The 16,801-nt window shown below is 43.4% G+C and carries 16 protein-coding genes; 9 read left to right on the top strand and 7 right to left on the bottom strand.

The window, feature by feature from the left end; all coding sequences use genetic code 11:
• Positions 1-94: 94 nt before the first annotated feature.
• Together FXO21_RS11465 and FXO21_RS11460 are read right to left on the bottom strand one after the other, a co-directional pair.
• Positions 95-1,273, bottom strand: a complete 1,179-nt coding sequence (locus FXO21_RS11465) for an acetyl-CoA C-acyltransferase (protein WP_149640196.1) — start codon at positions 1,271-1,273, stop codon at positions 95-97.
• 147 nt (positions 1,274-1,420) lie between these two features.
• Positions 1,421-1,654, bottom strand: coding sequence for a PspC domain-containing protein (locus tag FXO21_RS11460; RefSeq protein WP_149640195.1), 234 nt, complete (start codon positions 1,652-1,654; stop codon positions 1,421-1,423).
• Positions 1,655-2,093: 439 nt separating this feature from the next.
• On the opposite strand from FXO21_RS11460, the gene FXO21_RS11455 reads away from it, so the two are divergent.
• The 8 genes from FXO21_RS11455 (at position 2,094) to FXO21_RS11420 (ending at position 11,398) form a co-directional block, all read left to right on the top strand.
• Positions 2,094-2,636, top strand: a complete 543-nt coding sequence (locus tag FXO21_RS11455; protein ID WP_149640194.1) for an RNA polymerase sigma-70 factor — start codon at positions 2,094-2,096, stop codon at positions 2,634-2,636.
• A gap of 7 nt (positions 2,637-2,643) precedes the next feature.
• Positions 2,644-3,366, top strand: a complete 723-nt coding sequence (locus FXO21_RS11450) for a DUF4974 domain-containing protein (RefSeq protein WP_149640193.1) — start codon at positions 2,644-2,646, stop codon at positions 3,364-3,366.
• 247 nt (positions 3,367-3,613) lie between these two features.
• On the top strand, positions 3,614-4,546 hold the full coding sequence (locus tag FXO21_RS11445; protein ID WP_149640192.1) for a hypothetical protein: 933 nt from the start codon (positions 3,614-3,616) through the stop codon (positions 4,544-4,546).
• 53 nt (positions 4,547-4,599) lie between these two features.
• On the top strand, positions 4,600-5,154 hold the full coding sequence (locus FXO21_RS11440; protein ID WP_192579207.1) for a class I SAM-dependent methyltransferase: 555 nt from the start codon (positions 4,600-4,602) through the stop codon (positions 5,152-5,154).
• 215 nt (positions 5,155-5,369) lie between these two features.
• On the top strand, positions 5,370-5,867 hold the full coding sequence (locus tag FXO21_RS29205; protein ID WP_149640190.1) for a GtrA family protein: 498 nt from the start codon (positions 5,370-5,372) through the stop codon (positions 5,865-5,867).
• A gap of 268 nt (positions 5,868-6,135) precedes the next feature.
• Entirely contained in the window at positions 6,136-6,912 is a 777-nt protein-coding gene (locus FXO21_RS11430; RefSeq protein ID WP_149638781.1) for an IS5 family transposase, read from the top strand.
• A gap of 357 nt (positions 6,913-7,269) precedes the next feature.
• On the top strand, positions 7,270-10,608 hold the full coding sequence (secA, locus tag FXO21_RS11425; RefSeq protein WP_149640189.1) for a preprotein translocase subunit SecA: 3,339 nt from the start codon (positions 7,270-7,272) through the stop codon (positions 10,606-10,608).
• A gap of 130 nt (positions 10,609-10,738) precedes the next feature.
• The gene (locus FXO21_RS11420; RefSeq protein ID WP_149640188.1) at positions 10,739-11,398 is read left to right on the top strand and encodes a phosphatidylserine decarboxylase family protein; all 660 of its coding nucleotides are present in this window, start codon (positions 10,739-10,741) and stop codon (positions 11,396-11,398) included.
• Between the two features lies 1 nt (position 11,399).
• On the opposite strand, the gene FXO21_RS11415 is transcribed toward FXO21_RS11420, so the two are convergent.
• Entirely contained in the window at positions 11,400-12,029 is a 630-nt protein-coding gene (locus tag FXO21_RS11415; RefSeq protein WP_149640187.1) for a rhomboid family intramembrane serine protease, read from the bottom strand.
• A gap of 24 nt (positions 12,030-12,053) precedes the next feature.
• Positions 12,054-13,028 (bottom strand): polyprenyl synthetase family protein, encoded by a 975-nt coding sequence (locus FXO21_RS11410; protein ID WP_149640186.1) that lies wholly within the window; start codon positions 13,026-13,028, stop codon positions 12,054-12,056.
• 200 nt (positions 13,029-13,228) lie between these two features.
• Here FXO21_RS11410 and FXO21_RS11405 point away from each other — a divergent pair, with 200 nt between their 5' ends.
• Positions 13,229-14,059, top strand: coding sequence for an aminotransferase class IV (locus tag FXO21_RS11405; protein ID WP_149640185.1), 831 nt, complete (start codon positions 13,229-13,231; stop codon positions 14,057-14,059).
• Between the two features lie 52 nt (positions 14,060-14,111).
• Here FXO21_RS11405 and FXO21_RS11400 read toward each other — a convergent pair whose 3' ends face one another.
• The 3 genes from FXO21_RS11400 to FXO21_RS11390 all read right to left on the bottom strand — a co-directional run bounded on the left by FXO21_RS11400 (position 14,112) and on the right by FXO21_RS11390 (position 16,671).
• The gene (locus FXO21_RS11400; protein ID WP_149640184.1) at positions 14,112-14,963 is read right to left on the bottom strand and encodes a hypothetical protein; all 852 of its coding nucleotides are present in this window, start codon (positions 14,961-14,963) and stop codon (positions 14,112-14,114) included.
• A gap of 152 nt (positions 14,964-15,115) precedes the next feature.
• Positions 15,116-16,135, bottom strand: coding sequence for a thiamine-phosphate kinase (thiL, locus tag FXO21_RS11395; RefSeq protein ID WP_149640183.1), 1,020 nt, complete (start codon positions 16,133-16,135; stop codon positions 15,116-15,118).
• A gap of 80 nt (positions 16,136-16,215) precedes the next feature.
• The gene (locus FXO21_RS11390) at positions 16,216-16,671 is read right to left on the bottom strand and encodes a hypothetical protein (protein WP_149640182.1); all 456 of its coding nucleotides are present in this window, start codon (positions 16,669-16,671) and stop codon (positions 16,216-16,218) included.
• Positions 16,672-16,801 lie beyond the last annotated feature (130 nt).

Genomic DNA, 16,801 nt, shown 5'->3' with positions numbered 1-16,801 from the left:
CAAGTTGGCTGCGTAAAAATAAAGAATCTCCGTGGAACGAGGGCAAACGTACCACGGAGATCGTTGATTAGAATAAAATTAGTTAGTTGCCGGTTTAATTGAGTCTTTCGAAAATTCCGGCAACACCCTGGCCACCGCCCACACAGGCTGTTACCATACCATATTTCTGGTTCCGCCGCTTCATTTCATTGAATAGTTGCACCGACAGCCTGGCCCCTGTTGAACCCAGCGCGTGGCCCAGCGCGATGGCGCCGCCATTTGGATTTACAATTTCCGGATTAATATCCAGCTCCTGGATCACGGCAAGCGACTGCGCGGCAAATGCTTCGTTCAGTTCAATTTGCTCAATATCCTGTAATTTCAAACCAGCCTGTCTGAGCGCAGTAGGGATCGCCGCCACCGGACCAATACCCATAATCCGGGGATCCACACCTGCAGTGGCATAAGACAGCATTCGGGCGATTGGTTTGAGGTTCAGCTTGTTTACCATATTTTCCGACATGACCATCACAAATGCGGCCCCGTCGGAAGTTTGGGAAGAGTTACCCGCCGTAACCGATCCGCCGGCAGCAAAAACGGGCTTTAATTTATTCAAAGCCTCCAGCGTAGTATCAGCACGCGGGCCTTCATCCTGGTTCACTACCAATTCGCGGGTTTTCTTCTTACCGGAAGCTTGGTCAAAATAAGTTTCTTTCACAGTAACCGGCACAATTCCATCCGCAAACCAGCCTTCCTTCTGTGCCCGCAATGCTTTCTGATGTGATTGGAAAGAAAATTCGTCCTGCTTTTCCCGGCTGATATTAAAATCTTTCGCAACCTGCTCGGCCGTCAGCCCCATGCTCAGGTAATATTGCGGATTGGTGTGTGCGATCTCATAGTTCAGTGCCGTTTTCCAGCCCATGGTAGGTACCATTGACATGGATTCGGTGCCTCCCGCAATGATACATTCGGCCATGCCGGCATTTATTTTCGCCGCCGCCATCGCGATAGCCTCCACACCCGAGCCGCAATACCTATTTATAGTAATTCCTGAAACATTCTGCGGCAGTGCAAGCAGAGCCACGTAGCGCCCCATTTGCATTCCCTGCTCAGCCTCCGGTACCGCATTGCCCACAATCACATCGTCGACCTGGGTAGGATCCAGCTCAGGTAGCTTTTCGAGCAAATGTTTGATAACCGTAGCCCCAAGATCGTCGGGACGTGTGAAGCGGAAGCCGCCCCTGGAAGCTTTTCCCACTGCGGTCCTGTATCCCGCTACAATATATGCGTTCATATAGCTATGTTAAGTCCATGAAAATTACGATAGTATGCCTGCATACTATCGGGTAAAAATAGAAATTTAACCTAAAACAACAAACCGCCGGAATTTGTTTTCCGGCGGTTTGCAACTACGAAGTCTTTACTGATGGATTGTTAAGATCTAGGAGTGAAAATTCTCCTCAATGATTGATTTTGGTCTTTTTGCAATATCCGGCATCACGATCCAGAGGATAATGTAAAACAGGACGATCGGAAATGTGACTGGGACAAAGACTGCCAGTACGAATAAAACACGGACGATCGTTACGTCGATCTGAAAGTAATCTGCAAGTCCGGAAGCTACTCCACCGATCATTTTGTTGGCTGTGTTCCGGTATAATCTGTTATGGTTCATGGCTAATAGCGTTTATTTTGATTTGATGATTCAAAGCTACTATGCATTACCTAGTAGTTGATTGTTTTCTTTACAAACGGCTTTTTGCCGTTAGCGGGGGTTTTATTTAGTGGTGTGAGGTGACGGATTATATGACTGTCAAGTGTTAGATAATGCGATTGTTCCACAGAAAACAACGCTAGTGACTGAAAATTAACCCACCGTTAAATAAATAAATTTTATATCTCCTCCCAGCCCCATCGCAAGCAGAAAGAGGTCGAATTCGCACCAGATCCACCTAAGCTTCCTCAAAATCAAATCACAATAATTATTTAAAGGTAATCCCGGAACATCTTAAATGTCTGAGGCGAGTACTCGATAAGGGTATGATCATGATTTGGTGTCTTTGCCCTAAGAGTATTTTATATGAGCACACATTAGCATTGAAATGTAGCAAGGAATGACTAAACAAGATCTCCTGATAAAGGCAATCGAGGAAGCATTTAACAAGCATTATGAAGCTTTGTATAGATATGCATTTACGCTTCTAAAAGAGAATGAAACAGCCAAAGATGTTGTCCAAAAAGTATTCCTTTCACTCCTGGAACGAACAGACGCGCTTGAAATTAAAGTTTCTCTGCAGTCCTATCTTTTCCGTGCCGTTTACAACCATTGTATCAATCACCAGAGCCGGTCACAAAACTTTGTCGACTTGGATCGGACTTCTGAAAAATTAAATAGTGCAGAAAGTGGCATTACCTCAATCGAAATCAAAGAAATGCAGAACTCAATTGATGCTGCATTAAACAAGCTACCACCCCAATGCAAAATTATATTTATCAAAAGTAGGGAAGAGGGAAAAACGTACTCACAAGTTGCAGCGGAATTGGGAATTGCAGTTAAGACCGTTGAAGCGCAAATGACAAAAGCATTAAAAATTTTACGCTTAGAGCTGGCAGATCTTTTGTTTTGCTTGATTTCTATAATAGAAAATATTAACTGAATATGTCATGACAGATATACAATCCATTCTGACAAAATACATACTCGGTGAAGCGTCACCAGACGAAGCCTGTAAGGTCGAGCTTTGGTTGAGTCAATCCATATCCAATCAAAAAGAATTCCAGCGTTTGTGGAAAACAATAGAGATAACCTTTCAACATGAACGCTACCAATTACCCAACACGAGAGCTGAATGGGCAGAAACAAGGTTGCAGCTACGGAAACTGAGATCAATGACCGAAAAAGCACATTACTCGACTGAAATGATTTCTGGGAAAGGATATCCACTCATAACCATAACGTCCGCAATTAACGCTATTCTCGTACTAATGGTTAGCTTTAACAACCTTTCCGATACGATTACCTTTGGCTCGGCAAATAAAGTGATAGTTCAAAGCAATAAGCAAAGAAGTTCTGAAAGTATTTATAAGCGAGAAAGTAGCAATAGATTATATCCTAGGCATCCGCCAATCAAAGAATCCAGCTTAGATAGTCATATTCTGGATTTCAAGGACACCCCTCTACATGAAGTTCTTATCATTCTTGAAAAAGACTATAAAGTGCGGTTTCAATTTACAGATTTAGATATTAGAGATTGCAGGATCACCTCCCGGTTTGAAAATAAATCGCTGGAAGAAATATTAGATATCATTGCCTATACGCTAAAACTAGAATATAAGAGTGTATCAGGAACCGACAAGATTATTATAATAGGAGATAAATGCGAATAAAATGTGGCATAGTTTGGCGAAGGTACTTTTAATAATTGGGTTTCAAGCGAACGTCTTTTCTCAAAGCAAGATAGCCTCCGGGCTACTTCACAAACTAGAAATTGAAGACAAGATTTCCTTGGACTCATTGACAAAATACATACACCAGAAGACTACTATCAGGCTTTCATTTAATTCCGCGACAATAAGTAAGACTGAAATTATAATACCAAGAAAAAAATGTACGATTTTGCAGCTATTGGTGCACATGAGTAGAACAACCCCCTTAAACTATCAGATTTTAGGGGAATACGTAATAATTCAAAAGAAGAGTATTCCAAAACGTTTAAGACCGTTAAATAAGACACATAGCGCTTCACCAAAACAAATAGTCGGAGAAATTGGGAGAAATACCCATGATAAAATTGAGAATTTTAAGAACCTGCACATCGGGGGAGCTCAACTCTCAATTGATTCTTCAAGAAGTAGTATGAGCCATGGACTAAGTAATCAGCAACAAACCGGCCTTCGATTGATGAACAGTAAAACTTGGAAGCCTTTACCACTAGCGACACCCAATTTGAAACAGATCACTAATCTCGTACCTATTAAATTAGGCCATTCAATAGGTGTGATAGAAAGCCTGTCCGAGTCAACCTCATCGCCAAAATGGCATTTACACGCCGGATTCTATGCATCCGAAACATCTTACACAAACATTGCATTCGAAATTGGATTAAAGCCAATACATCTGCTATCCTCCATTGGCACAAACTATGAAATCCCCAATTGGAGGCTTGGCTTAGGTTCAATATTGAATGACAACAGCAAGTCTCAGTGTCAACTAAATGCGACTATCGGTTTCCTGAAGCAGAATGTCTCATTCAGCCGTCGCCCATCAAGAAAAAGTGACACTATAAATGGCCAACTCTATACTGTTACCTTATCCTGGAATAATAAACTCACATCAAAATATATGGTTAAAATCGGGCCTACTTTTAACATTTTACGTACAAGCTATCTTGTTAGTGGTGTCGCAACATCTGTCTATAATTTCCCCTTTGGATCCAAATGGTATGAGGATGAACTGAGCCTTTTGTCTCCTCCATTTATTATTCAAAATAGTTTTTCCGTAGAAAAATCCTCATACAAAAAGAAATGGATTGGATTGTCTATCGGATTGTTCTATAATTTTCAATAATGAGATAAGGGTGTTGTTTGCTATTTGTGACTTACTCAAAACGAATGAGCACTATGATAGCACTATTGAACACAGCCGAAAGAGTAAATATTTCACATCAGATTGACAACTATGTTTTTCAGCGACACGTTTTTGCCTACAAAGAAGCAATTAAGCATTTGAAGGGTATAGTAATTGAGCTCGGATGCGGCACAGGGTATGGCCTAGATATATTGGCTCCTAACTGTGTATGGGTTGCAGGAGTCGACAAATATATTTCCAGTCAAAAATACAGTCATTCAAATTGCGGAATTTTCAGAAGCAAATTGCCAAATCTGAATAACATAGGGAATGATTCGTTTGATACTGTAATCTGCTTTCAAGTCATTGAACATATTAAAGAAGATAATATCTTAATAGCCGAAATACGTCGCATTCTGAGGCCGGGTGGAAAGCTTATTCTCACTACTCCCAATAATCTCATGTCACTGACGCGAAATCCGCATCATGTAAGAGAATATAGTACAAAAACTATTCAAAAAATATTAACGGGAGTTTTGATAAATACGAATTACTGGGAGTATATGGAAATAATAATGTTATGCAATATTATGAAGCAAATAAAATGAGCGTAAAAAAATTTAGTCGCTTAGATATTTTCAATCTACAACATAAACTGCCATCTGCACTCTGGAAGATTCCTTACAATCTTGCCAATAACATTAACCGGATACTATTATATAGGCAGAATGTCAATATATGCAACAATATCACGTATTCCGATTATTACCTCGATTCCGTAAAAGATGAATGCATGGATTTCTTTGTAATGGCTGAGAAGTAGATGAGTATGAATATTGTTGATTTATTTTACCCACTGGTTAGACACTTTTTATCAATTCATTCCTTTCGATACATTTGTTGCGGCTTATTTTTAACAGCTATTAGCCTTGGCATATTCTTCGTCAGCTACAATTTTCTTCTTGACTTCTTTGTGATAAGTCAGATAGTGGATCGAAAAGAGGTTGAGATTGTACGGTTAGGGAACATATCGCTTACGAAATATTCTTGCGCTTACTTCATATCGCTTTCTGTCAGTTTTCCTTTGGGCTTTTTCTTCTCTAAATACGTTGTGTTTATTGAATCACAGCTTAGAAGTATAGAACAACTCTCCGCCTATATTTTCTTACATTTTTTAAATCTGTTGCTAAACTATTTTCTACTTTATTTTTTTGTTGAAAAGTGTGGATTCTGGGCAACCACGTCCCAAATTTTGATCACAATAATCATCGCGAATTTCAGCTATCTCTTTCAAAAATATATTTTGCTCCGCAAAATATGAATCCCTGGGATTCTCAAACAAATATTTGCAAAGCCCTTTTTTCCAAAAAGTTGGTCTATTAGAGGCTTTATCCGTTTTCAATCTAATCGAATTTTCACTTTAGATTTGTCATTTTACGGAGCTTTCCTTCCCCCATATCCCTCGGCTTGCATCTTTTAAAATGGCACCCTGTTCCCTGTCTAATGATTTTTATACTTTCTTAGAAGGTGTTTGGGAATTGCAAGGAATGGAGATCGTACCATCTTTGCAGTGACGAAACATTAAAGCATTGATTAAACAGTTTACTAGACTGACCGATCTCCAATGGGCGGCAATATCACCATTTTTGAATCTAAAAAGAAAGAGAAAACTGAATTTGAGGGAGGTGATGGATGCACTTCTCTACATACTTCGTACAGGCTGCCAATGGCGAAATTTGCCTTCCTGTTTTCCTCATTGGCAAGCAGTATATTGGTATTTCAGCCAGTGGAAAAAGCAAAATGTAATTGAGCAAATAAATCGGGCAGTTAACCAGATGGACCGGATAAATGCTCATAGGGATAAAAATCCGTCGATTCTTTGTATTGACAGCCAGAGCGTTAAGTTGTCCCCTATGATTTGTGAATTACGTGGCACGGATGCCAATAAAAAAGTAAACGGACGTAAAAGGCAGGTGCTAGTTGACAGCGAAGGTCGGATCTGGTTTGCACATATTCATGCCGCAAATCAGGGCGACGGTCCCGCATCCCTTGCTTTCATGGCTGACCTTATCTGCCAAGATGAACGTCTAATAAAGATTTACGGAGACCAAGCATATAACGGCGTTTTCGCGGATGAAATCAGGAAAAATGGTATCGATTTTGAGAAAGCTTCAAAGCCAGAATCTGCAAGTGGATTTATACCAGTCGCTAAAAGATGGGTCGTCGAAAGGACATTCGCATGGACTAATTTCTTTCGTAGAATCGTGAAAGATTATGAATATACCGTATCATCTTCTGTTTCTTGGCTCTTTCTGGCCAATATTCAGTTGATGTTACAACGAATAAAGCCGATTAGTAAAACTTAATTCCCAAACACCCTCTTAGCGAGCATCGATAGCGAAGTAAATTACCAAATGCCCTATCCCCGACGCTGATCTCCCAATACCTCATCCAGTACTAACAACCTCCTTCGTGCAAGCCCGGTCGCACTGAACTGTCAAGGACTAGCGGCTTCCCAGGGGCAGAGGAGTCTAGAAAGCGGATACCCCTTGCAATGTGACTACCTAACAACAACTCTCAGGAAAATCAAAGAAGTTGCGCAACAGAATTGGCAATGAATTACCTTTGGGGGCGAAATAAGCCTCTGTGCTGACAAACTGGCATTGATTTTAAGACAGGCTTAATTTTTTCTTTGAGAATGAACGATATAAAATATATAAATCATGTTTAAAATATTCTCCAAGCTGTTTGGCACCAAATCAGAACGGGATTTGAAAGAATTGACCCCGTATGTGGATAAAGTCAATGCCGAATATGCGCTGTTAGCTTCTTTATCGAATGACGATCTCAGGTCTCAGTCAGCCGGCCTGAAACAACATATATCCGATCAGCTTAAATCCATTGACGACCAGATCGCTGCATCAAAACAACAGGCCAGCGATGAGCCGAATGTGGACAACAAGGAGGTTATTTTCAAAAAAATAGATGCACTTGAACTGGACAGGAACAAAGAGCTTGAAAGAGTTTTGCTCGAAATTCTTCCAAAAGCATTTGCAATCGTAAAAGAAACTGCCCGCCGGTTTAAGGAAAACGAACAGCTGGAAGTTACTGCCAACTATTTTGACCGGGAAGTTGCGGCAAGAAAGTCGCATATCAGGATTGAAGGCGACAAGGCACATTGGAATACAACCTGGGATGTAATCGGCCAGCCTATTAAATGGAATATGCTGCATTACGATGTGCAGCTGATCGGCGGGGTTGTATTGCACCAGGGTAAAATTTCCGAAATGGCCACGGGTGAGGGTAAAACGCTTGTTGCGACCTTGCCTGCATTTTTGAATGCGCTCGCAGGTCAGGGAGTACATATTGTCACTGTGAACGATTACCTCGCCAAACGTGATGCCGAATGGAACGCGCCCCTTTTCGAATTTCACGGTTTGAGTGTGGATTGTATCGACCGTCACCAGCCCAATACCATCGCAAGAAGAAATGCTTACAAGGCTGATCTGACCTACGGAACAAACAACGAATTCGGTTTTGATTACCTGCGTGACAATATGTCACGGACTACGGAAGAGCTGGTACAGCGCAAACACCATTTTGCGATGGTCGATGAGGTTGATTCCGTATTGATTGATGATGCGCGTACGCCCTTGATTATCAGCGGGCCGGTTCCGCGTGGCGACGAACAGGAATATATTGAATTAAAACCGCGCGTTTCACGCATTGTTGAAGCTCAGAAAAAGCTTGCAATGGATTTTTTAAATGACGCGAAGAAGAAAATTGCAGCAGGAGACAAAAAAGAAGGCGGACTTGCATTGTTCCGTGCACACCGCGGTATGCCGAAATACAAGCCTCTTATAAAGTACCTCAGTGAATCGGGTATCAAAGCTTTGATGCAGGAATCTGAATCGATTTATCTGGCTGAAAATCAAAAATTGATGCCGGTAGCTGATGCGCCGCTTTATTTCACGATCGATGAACGTCACAATAGTATTGAGCTTACTGAGAAAGGGATTGACTTTTTGACCGGAGAATCGGAAGAAACTAACTTCTTTATTCTGCCTGATATTGCAGTTGACCTCGACGCAATTGAGAAAGATTTGTCCCTCAGCGAGCAGGATCGCATTATCAAGAAAGAATCTCTGATCCGCGATTATTCCGTCAAAACGGCAAGAATCCATACAGTTAACCAGTTGCTGAAAGCATTTACACTCTTTGAAAAGGATGTAGAATATGTGATCATCGACGGTAAAGTGAAGATTGTTGATGAGCAGACGGGCCGTATCATGGAAGGTCGCCGCTATTCTGATGGTTTGCACCAGGCTATTGAAGCGAAAGAAAGCGTGCGGGTTGAAGACGCGACTCAAACCTACGCGACCGTTACCCTGCAAAATTATTTCCGGATGTACCACAAATTGGCTGGTATGACGGGTACTGCGGAAACCGAAGCTGGTGAATTCTGGGAAATCTATAAGCTCGACGTTGTCTCGATCCCGACCAACGTAACCGCTGTTCGTAAGGATCACGAAGACAAAGTGTACCGTTCGGTACGTGAGAAATACAATGCGGTAACAGACGAAATCGTGGAACTGGTGGAAGCCGGCAGGCCGGTTTTGGTGGGTACGACTTCAGTTGAAAACTCGGAGATCATCAGCCGGATGCTTACCCTGCGGAAGATTTCTCACCAGGTACTGAATGCGAAACAACACCAGCGTGAAGCGGAAGTGGTAGCCGAGGCTGGTAAGCCTGGGACAGTTACGATTGCTACCAACATGGCCGGTCGCGGTACAGATATAAAACTGACCCCTGAGGCGAAAAAAGCAGGTGGATTGGCGATTATAGGTACTGAAAGGCACGAAAGCCGACGCGTCGACAGACAGCTGCGCGGTCGTTCCGGTCGCCAGGGTGACCCGGGTTCTTCTCAATTCTTCGTTTCTCTGGAAGATAACCTGATGCGCCTTTTCGGTTCCGACCGGATGGCGAAGGTAATGGACAGAATGGGTCTTGAAGAAGGAGAGGTAATTCAAAGCAGCATGATCACCAAGTCGATCGAGCGTGCGCAGAAAAAAGTGGAGGAAAATAACTTCGGAATGCGGAAGCGTTTGCTGGAATATGACGATGTTATGAACTACCAGCGTGATGCGATCTATACCCGTCGCCGAAATGCATTGTTTGGCGACCGTTTGGCTGTGGATATTGCCAATACGCTCTTCGACGTGTGTGATGAGCTGATCAATACAGCCGGCACTTATGCCGAACTGGAACTGGCTGCCATCACCACGCTGGGAATGGAGCTTCCTTTTAGTGAATCGGAGTACAGCTCATTCAAACCCGCAGATCGTTCGCAACGCCTGTACGAAGCTGCTGAAAAGCAGTATCAGGACAAAAACAATGCGATTTCGCAAAAAGCATTGCCGGTACTTCGCTCTATTTATACTGAAAGGGGTGCTACTGTAACCGAGATTATGATACCGTTCAGCGACGGTATCCGTCAGACTGGGGTGGTGGTTGGATTGAAAAAATCCATTGATAATGAAGGGAAGGAAATCACCCACGAAATGGAGAAAGCAATCGTACTTTCACTGATCGATCAGGAATGGAAAGAGCATTTGCGTGAAATGGACGATCTGAAGCAATCCGTGCAGAATGCGGTTTTTGAACAAAAAGATCCTTTGCTGATCTATAAATTTGAATCCGTAGAATTGTTCAAACGCTTTTTGAGCAAAGTGAACTTCGACATGATTTCTTTCCTTATGAAAGCGGATATTCCTCAGGAAGAGGCTGTTCCGGCAACTGCTGTGCAACAAATCGTACGCCGGCCGGCACCAGCGCCTGAGCTGCATACCAACAAAGAAGAAGATATTGACCTCGATCTCGATCAAAGCAGATATGCGCGTACGGAATCAACTACCAAAGCACAACCTGTTCGTATTGAGCGCATTGCAGATCGCAATCAGAAAGTGTCGGTTCAATACCGCGACGGCCGGATTCTGCGTGATGTGAAGTTTAAAAAAGTAGAACAAGAAGTTAAAAATGGTGAATGTGTAGTAATTGAGTAGCCATTTTTCACACAAATAATGCAAGCCCTGCCTTCCCTGAACAGAAAGGCAGGGCTTTTTGCTGCCGTAAAATCAGGATTTATACGATATTTGCAATTATTGAAAGGCACTAACGCAATTTCCCATCAACATGAAGCTTCACAAGGAAGGCTATACCATTATTCTGATTACAATTATCGTTCTGGTACTGATCAACTTAGGAATCAATTACCTTCTTCCTGACGGTTACTGGATTCCCCGATTAGTATTGATCGGCAGCTTTGTCGTCCTTTTACTGGTTGTTCAGTTCTTCCGCGTTCCAAAACGGGTTGTACATAAAAGCGACAGACAAATCGTTGCGCCTTGCGACGGAAAAGTGGTAGTGATTGAAGAAGTAGTGGAAACTGAATACTTTAAAGGACCAAGAAGGCAAATCAGCATATTCATGTCGCCGCTGAATGTACACGTCAATTGGAACCCGGTGAGCGGAGTGATTCAGTATTTCAAATACCACGCAGGCCTATACCTCGTAGCCTGGCACCCAAAGTCGAGTACCGACAATGAGCGTACTACCGTCGTGATCAGGACCATAGAAGGCATTGATATACTATTCAGGCAAATTGCAGGAGCTGCCGCACGCCGCATTCGCTGGTATGTTAAGGAAGGCGACCAGGTGGAACAGAGCACCGAAATGGGCTTTATCAAATTCGGCTCCCGCGTCGACATCTTCATACCCCTCGACGCGGAAATCAAAGTAAATCTGCAGGATAAAACGATTGGAAGTGTTACTGTGCTTGCCGAATTGAAATAATTCAGGGCCTTAATGTGCCTATCCAATCTCCGATTTGCTCGAAAAACCCAGGCACTGACGCCGGGTAAACAACTGCCATAAAGACCATCCCGAAGATCGCGCCGTACATGTGCGCGCTGTGATTCACGTAACTCGTACCCTTTTTTGCTTCGTACAGCGAGTATCCCAGGAACAAAATTCCGAAAATGAATGCCTTCATTTTGATGAAGAAATATAAGGAAATTGTCATGGTGGGAGCAAAGAGAATTGCTGCGAACAAAACAGCGGAAACACCTCCCGAAGCGCCCAGTGAGTTGTAATTTGAGCTGTTCCGGTGTTTCAAAAAAGTTGGAATATCTGAAACAATAATGCCGGCAATGTAAAGAAACAGGAAATACAGGGACCCGCTAGGACCGAACAACATGCCAAAAAGCCGCTCGATACCTTCGCCTACGAACCACAAACTGAGCATATTAAAGATTAAGTGCCCGAAATCCGCATGGATAAAGCCGGATGTTACAAACCGGTAATATTCATTGCGTTTGGTGATTTTATACGGGTTCATGATCAGCTTATCCATCAAACTGTAATTGTTGAAAGCATAATAACTGATACCCGATGTTATAATGACAAGAAGAAGGGTAAGTGACATAAAATTAAGGATTAGAGAATTGTATTATTTTTCCCGTTCAACAAGCTGCTGTGCAAATTGGAGCAGCGGCTCTTTCCGGGCATTTTCTATTTTCAAATCGCGCAGGTTTTGCAACCCGATTTCGAAGTACTCGCTTATCTTTTTTTCTGTAAACGTCCTGATGTTCAACGTCTCGTAAATCGCCTTCACTGCATTGATTTTTTCCTCCGGGTTGAAATCCGGTACAGAAATCCATTTCTCAAGCTCGCTTTTCGTCGCAGCATCTGCTTTTGACAGCGCTTCAATCAGCAGGAAAGTTTTCTTGTTTGCCAGAATATCCCCACCCACCTGCTTCCCGAACTTGGAAGGGTCACCGTAAACATCCAGCAGATCGTCTTTCAGCTGAAACCCAATGCCCATATTTTCTCCGGCTGCATAAAGAAGACGTACAGATTCTTCGTCTGCGCCCCCTATTATTCCCCCCAATTCCAACGCAAATCCAAGTAAAACCGATGTTTTCAAACGGATCATTTCCAGATATTCCTGCTCGGTAACATTCCAGCGTGTTTCAAAATTCATATCCAGCTGCTGGCCCTCGCAAACTTCCGCGGCAGTTTGGTTAAAACGCGACAGCACAAGTCTGAGCTTTTCCTTCGGAATATCCAGAAGCAGATCATAAGCACGGATCAGCATGACATCACCCGATAAAATGGCCGTATTGGCATTCCATTTTTCATGTACGGTAGGTTTCCCTCTCCGCAAAGGCGCACGGTCCATAATATCGTCGTGCATCAGTGTAAAATTGTGAAAAACCTCAACCGCCATAGCCGGCTTCAATGCAAGAAGAAGATCCTCGGAATAGATCGACGAGGCCAAAAGTGTCAGCAATGGCCGGAAGCGCTTGCCGTGCAGGGACATAATATAACTGATCGGCTCATAAAGTTCAGCCGGATTATCCCCGTAGGAATGTTTTTCAAATTCGGCTTGAAGCTTTTGCAGTAATTGCTCGGGGTTAACCATTCGAAGTGCAGGATCGCCTGATTAATCAGGACGCAAAATTAGACATTAACTTACCAGCCGGTTAAAGCGACTTATGCAAAGTAGCGGAATTTCCTTGTCTTGCCGATAACATTTTATGTATTAATTCGATTTCGAGCTGTTTTAAAGCTATTACCACACATTGTGATAACTTTGAAAATCTAATCCTTTTTCAGAACCGCATGTCATTTCATCAGTATTTCAACGGAGAAATTACCCCGACAGACCAGCCCGTATTTAAAACCAACGACCTCGGTTTGCTGCGCGGATACGGTTTGTTCGACTATTTCAGGACCTACAATGGAATTCCTTTCCGCTGGGACGATTACTGGCAGCGTTTTGAAAATTCGGCGCGACTGCTCAAACTGCCGGTCAATATCTCCCAAAGTGAAACCGAAAAAGTGCTCGCCGACCTCCACGCATTGTCGGGGGAGCAGGAAGTAGCATTTCGTTTCGTACTCACGGGCGGTTATGCGCCGGACAGTGTCAATGTAGTGCAGCCCAACTTCCTGATCCGTACCGAGGCATTGCCGCAGGATAATCCGGCTGGCCGTTTGAAAGGTATTAAGGTCATTCCCTATGAATACGTGCGCGACCTGCCCGAAATCAAAACCACCAATTATGTACATATGGTTTTGATGGCAGATGAAATGAAAAGGCAGCAGGCGGCCGATCTTTTGTTTTATAAGAACGATGAAGTGAGCGAGCTGACCAGAAGCAATATCTTCATTTTCCGCGACGGCAAACTGATCACTTCCAATCGTAATATATTAAATGGTATTACTAGAAAAGTAGTATTAGAACTTGCAGAGCCGCATTTTGAAGTAGAAATAAGACCTATTTTCTACCAGGAAGTAATTACGGCGGACGAAGTTTTTACGACCAGTACCACGAAATGGGTAATGCCTGTGGTGCAAATTGGCGATCAGCCCGTGGGCGACGGTTTGGCTGGCAAACGCACATTGTTTTTACAGGAGCTTTTCGAAAAACTGGTTTCGGTTTGGGGCAAATAAAAAAGCGGCTTCCTTTCGAAAGCCACTTTTCCACACTTTGTAATAAATCAATCTAGTTAGGCGCATTCGGTGACTCTTTGTTAACGATCGGCCAAACGCCCGGCCGCGGTACGCTTACTCCTTTTGTAGGTCCTTTGGTCATCGCATCCAGCCCGAAATAGTAAAGCGGCCAGCCTTTATACGTCAGCTGCTTTTTACCAAAAACGGTTATCGTACCGAAATGCGTTTTATCCAAACCTGACGGAACATCTTCGATGCTGGAAACTTCGTATATCGGCCAGGTGGCGTCGTGCGTCGCGTCATTTGTTGTCCAATTGTTGTTCATCGACGAATCGCGGGCAAATGCATACAGTGTGCGGCCCAGACTATCCACGATAAACTGCGTTTCCGCTGTGCCTTCTGTATAGTCGGCTTTATAAGATTTACCGTCATTTCCCACCAGCTGCGCATTTGAAAGCATTACAGTATACTTCGCTTTTGCTGCATACCATATATTACCCACACCTTCGCCCTTCACATCTCCTGCAACTGCATCATCCTGAAAATAATAGAGCGGCCAGCCTTTGTAAGTAGTTTGTGTCACGCCGTCGGAGCGCGTGATATTGGCGAAATCAGAAGCTTTCAAACCTGCGTCCAACTTGATTGAAGCCGGATTGGCTACCGAGAATACCGGCCATTTGGTTAAGCAGGTGCCGGTACATACAGATGTGTTACCCGCGTCTTTTGTGAAAAAATAAAGGGTTTTCCCCGCCTTATCTGTCAAAACTTTACCTGATGAACCGGCCTCTTTCAACATTACATCATTAGGAACAGGTTCTGGTTTATCGTCGTCATCGGAGCAGGATATCATCATTGAGAGTAATCCCAGCACAAGCAGGCTGCGGGAAATCGAAAAGATTTTCATCGGATTCATTTTTTATTGTTAGAGATGAATTGGTTAATCCCGAATACGGGCAAAAACCTCCGATGGTTGCGTGTTATTTTTGGGTTTCATTTCAAAACAGAAGAGGCACAACCTGCGCGGTCGTGCCTCTTCGTTATTATTTAGATTAAAGATCAGGTCCAGCCCTGCGCGGTCATAGGAACGCGGCTATCTGCTTTGGTATGCAACGATACTCCTTCACTTTTATCAGCGATATAACCGATGAAACTTATTTTGGGATTGTTTTTAATCTTTTCATAATCGGCCTGAGAAACAGTAAATAAAAGCTCATAATCTTCACCACCATTCAATGCGGCAGTGATCGGCCCGATATTCAGTTCTGTCGCAGCGAGGAACGTTTGTTCATCAACAGGTAAACGTTCTTCAAACACAACCGCTCCTACTCCCGACTGAGCGCAGATATGCAGCAGATCCGAAGCCAGCCCGTCGGATAAATCGATCATTGAAGTGGGTAACACTCCCGCTTCTTCCAGCTCATAGATTACGTCCATTCTTGCCTCTGGCCGCAGTTGGCGCTGTATGACGTAATCTTTTCCTTCCAGCTCAGGCTGCATTTCCGGGTTAGCCAGGAAAACCTGCTTTTCCCTTTCCAGCAGTTGAAGACCAAGATAAGCGCCACCCAAATCGCCGGTGACACACAACAGATCGTTCGCTTTTGCCGTATTTCTGTAAACGACCTTGTCCTTTTTAACCTTACCGAATACGCTCACAGAGATCAGTAAGCCTGATCTCGACGAAGAGGTGTCTCCACCAACCAGGTCTACGTTAAAATCCTTGCAGGCCGCTTTCACACCCGCATAAAATTCATCAACCGCTTCCACAGAAAACCGGTTGCTGATCGCGATATTGACGGTTACCTGTCGGGGATACCCGTTCATCGCAGCTATATCCGAAACACTGGCAGATATAGACTTGTAACCCAAATGTTTAAGTGGAAAAAAGGTCAGATCGAAATGCACGCCTTCCAGCAGCGTATCCGTAGTCAGCAAACCGTATTCTTCACCAATATCAATTACCGCTGCGTCATCGCCGATACCTCTTACAGTATCAGGCTGCGTGTTGGTAACCCCTTTATTTATTCTCTGAATCAGCCCGAATTCGCCCAGGCTGCTAATTTCTGTTCTGCTTTCCATCCTGCAAAATTAGACAAAAAAGCGAAGCCACTTCCGGTCAGAAATGGCTTCGCGATCAAATTAAGTTGTATATGTGTTACCTACGGATTTGTCAAAGTGTATTCATTGATTGACCCTCCGGTTTTGGAGCTGCCTTTTAAGCGGGTAAGTACCAGTTTCGCATCTTCGAGGGAATTGATAGTAAACTCAATAGTTCCGCCTGTTCCGGTTGGCTGCGGGGTTAAGCCGCTCAGTATCAATTTACTTTCACCTTCCAGTGCCCAGGTTCCGTTAAATGTACTTCCTTCGAAATCAGTAAATGAAACGGTCATTGCGCCTGAGGCATTGGTAAGCGCCAGCCTGAATGCCGAATAGCCGGGAAATTGATTGCTGGATCCGCCTCTTGTGTAAGCTACCGCAGCTCCGTGCTTTACAGATTCTGCTGTCCATGCTTTGGCGATTCGCTCTGAAGCGGGTTTCACTTTCTCTTTACAACCTACGGTTATCAATGTGAAAACCAAGGCAATACACCATATCAGAGAGTAACTTTTTTTCATAGATCTGTTTCCTAAAATTTCTTAACACAACGCCAAGTTCTTACTTTTTAGTCTGAATATCAAAATATTCATTCAAGATCACTTTAATTTTACGCCCGCCGGCTGGTATCATTAAATTAAGGGCAAAATT

The sequence above is a fragment of the Dyadobacter sp. UC 10 genome, from assembly GCF_008369915.1.
GTDB lineage: Bacteria > Bacteroidota > Bacteroidia > Cytophagales > Spirosomataceae > Dyadobacter.
Note: the sequence above shows the minus strand (reverse complement) of the source record. Positions and strands in the feature narration are given on the sequence as shown.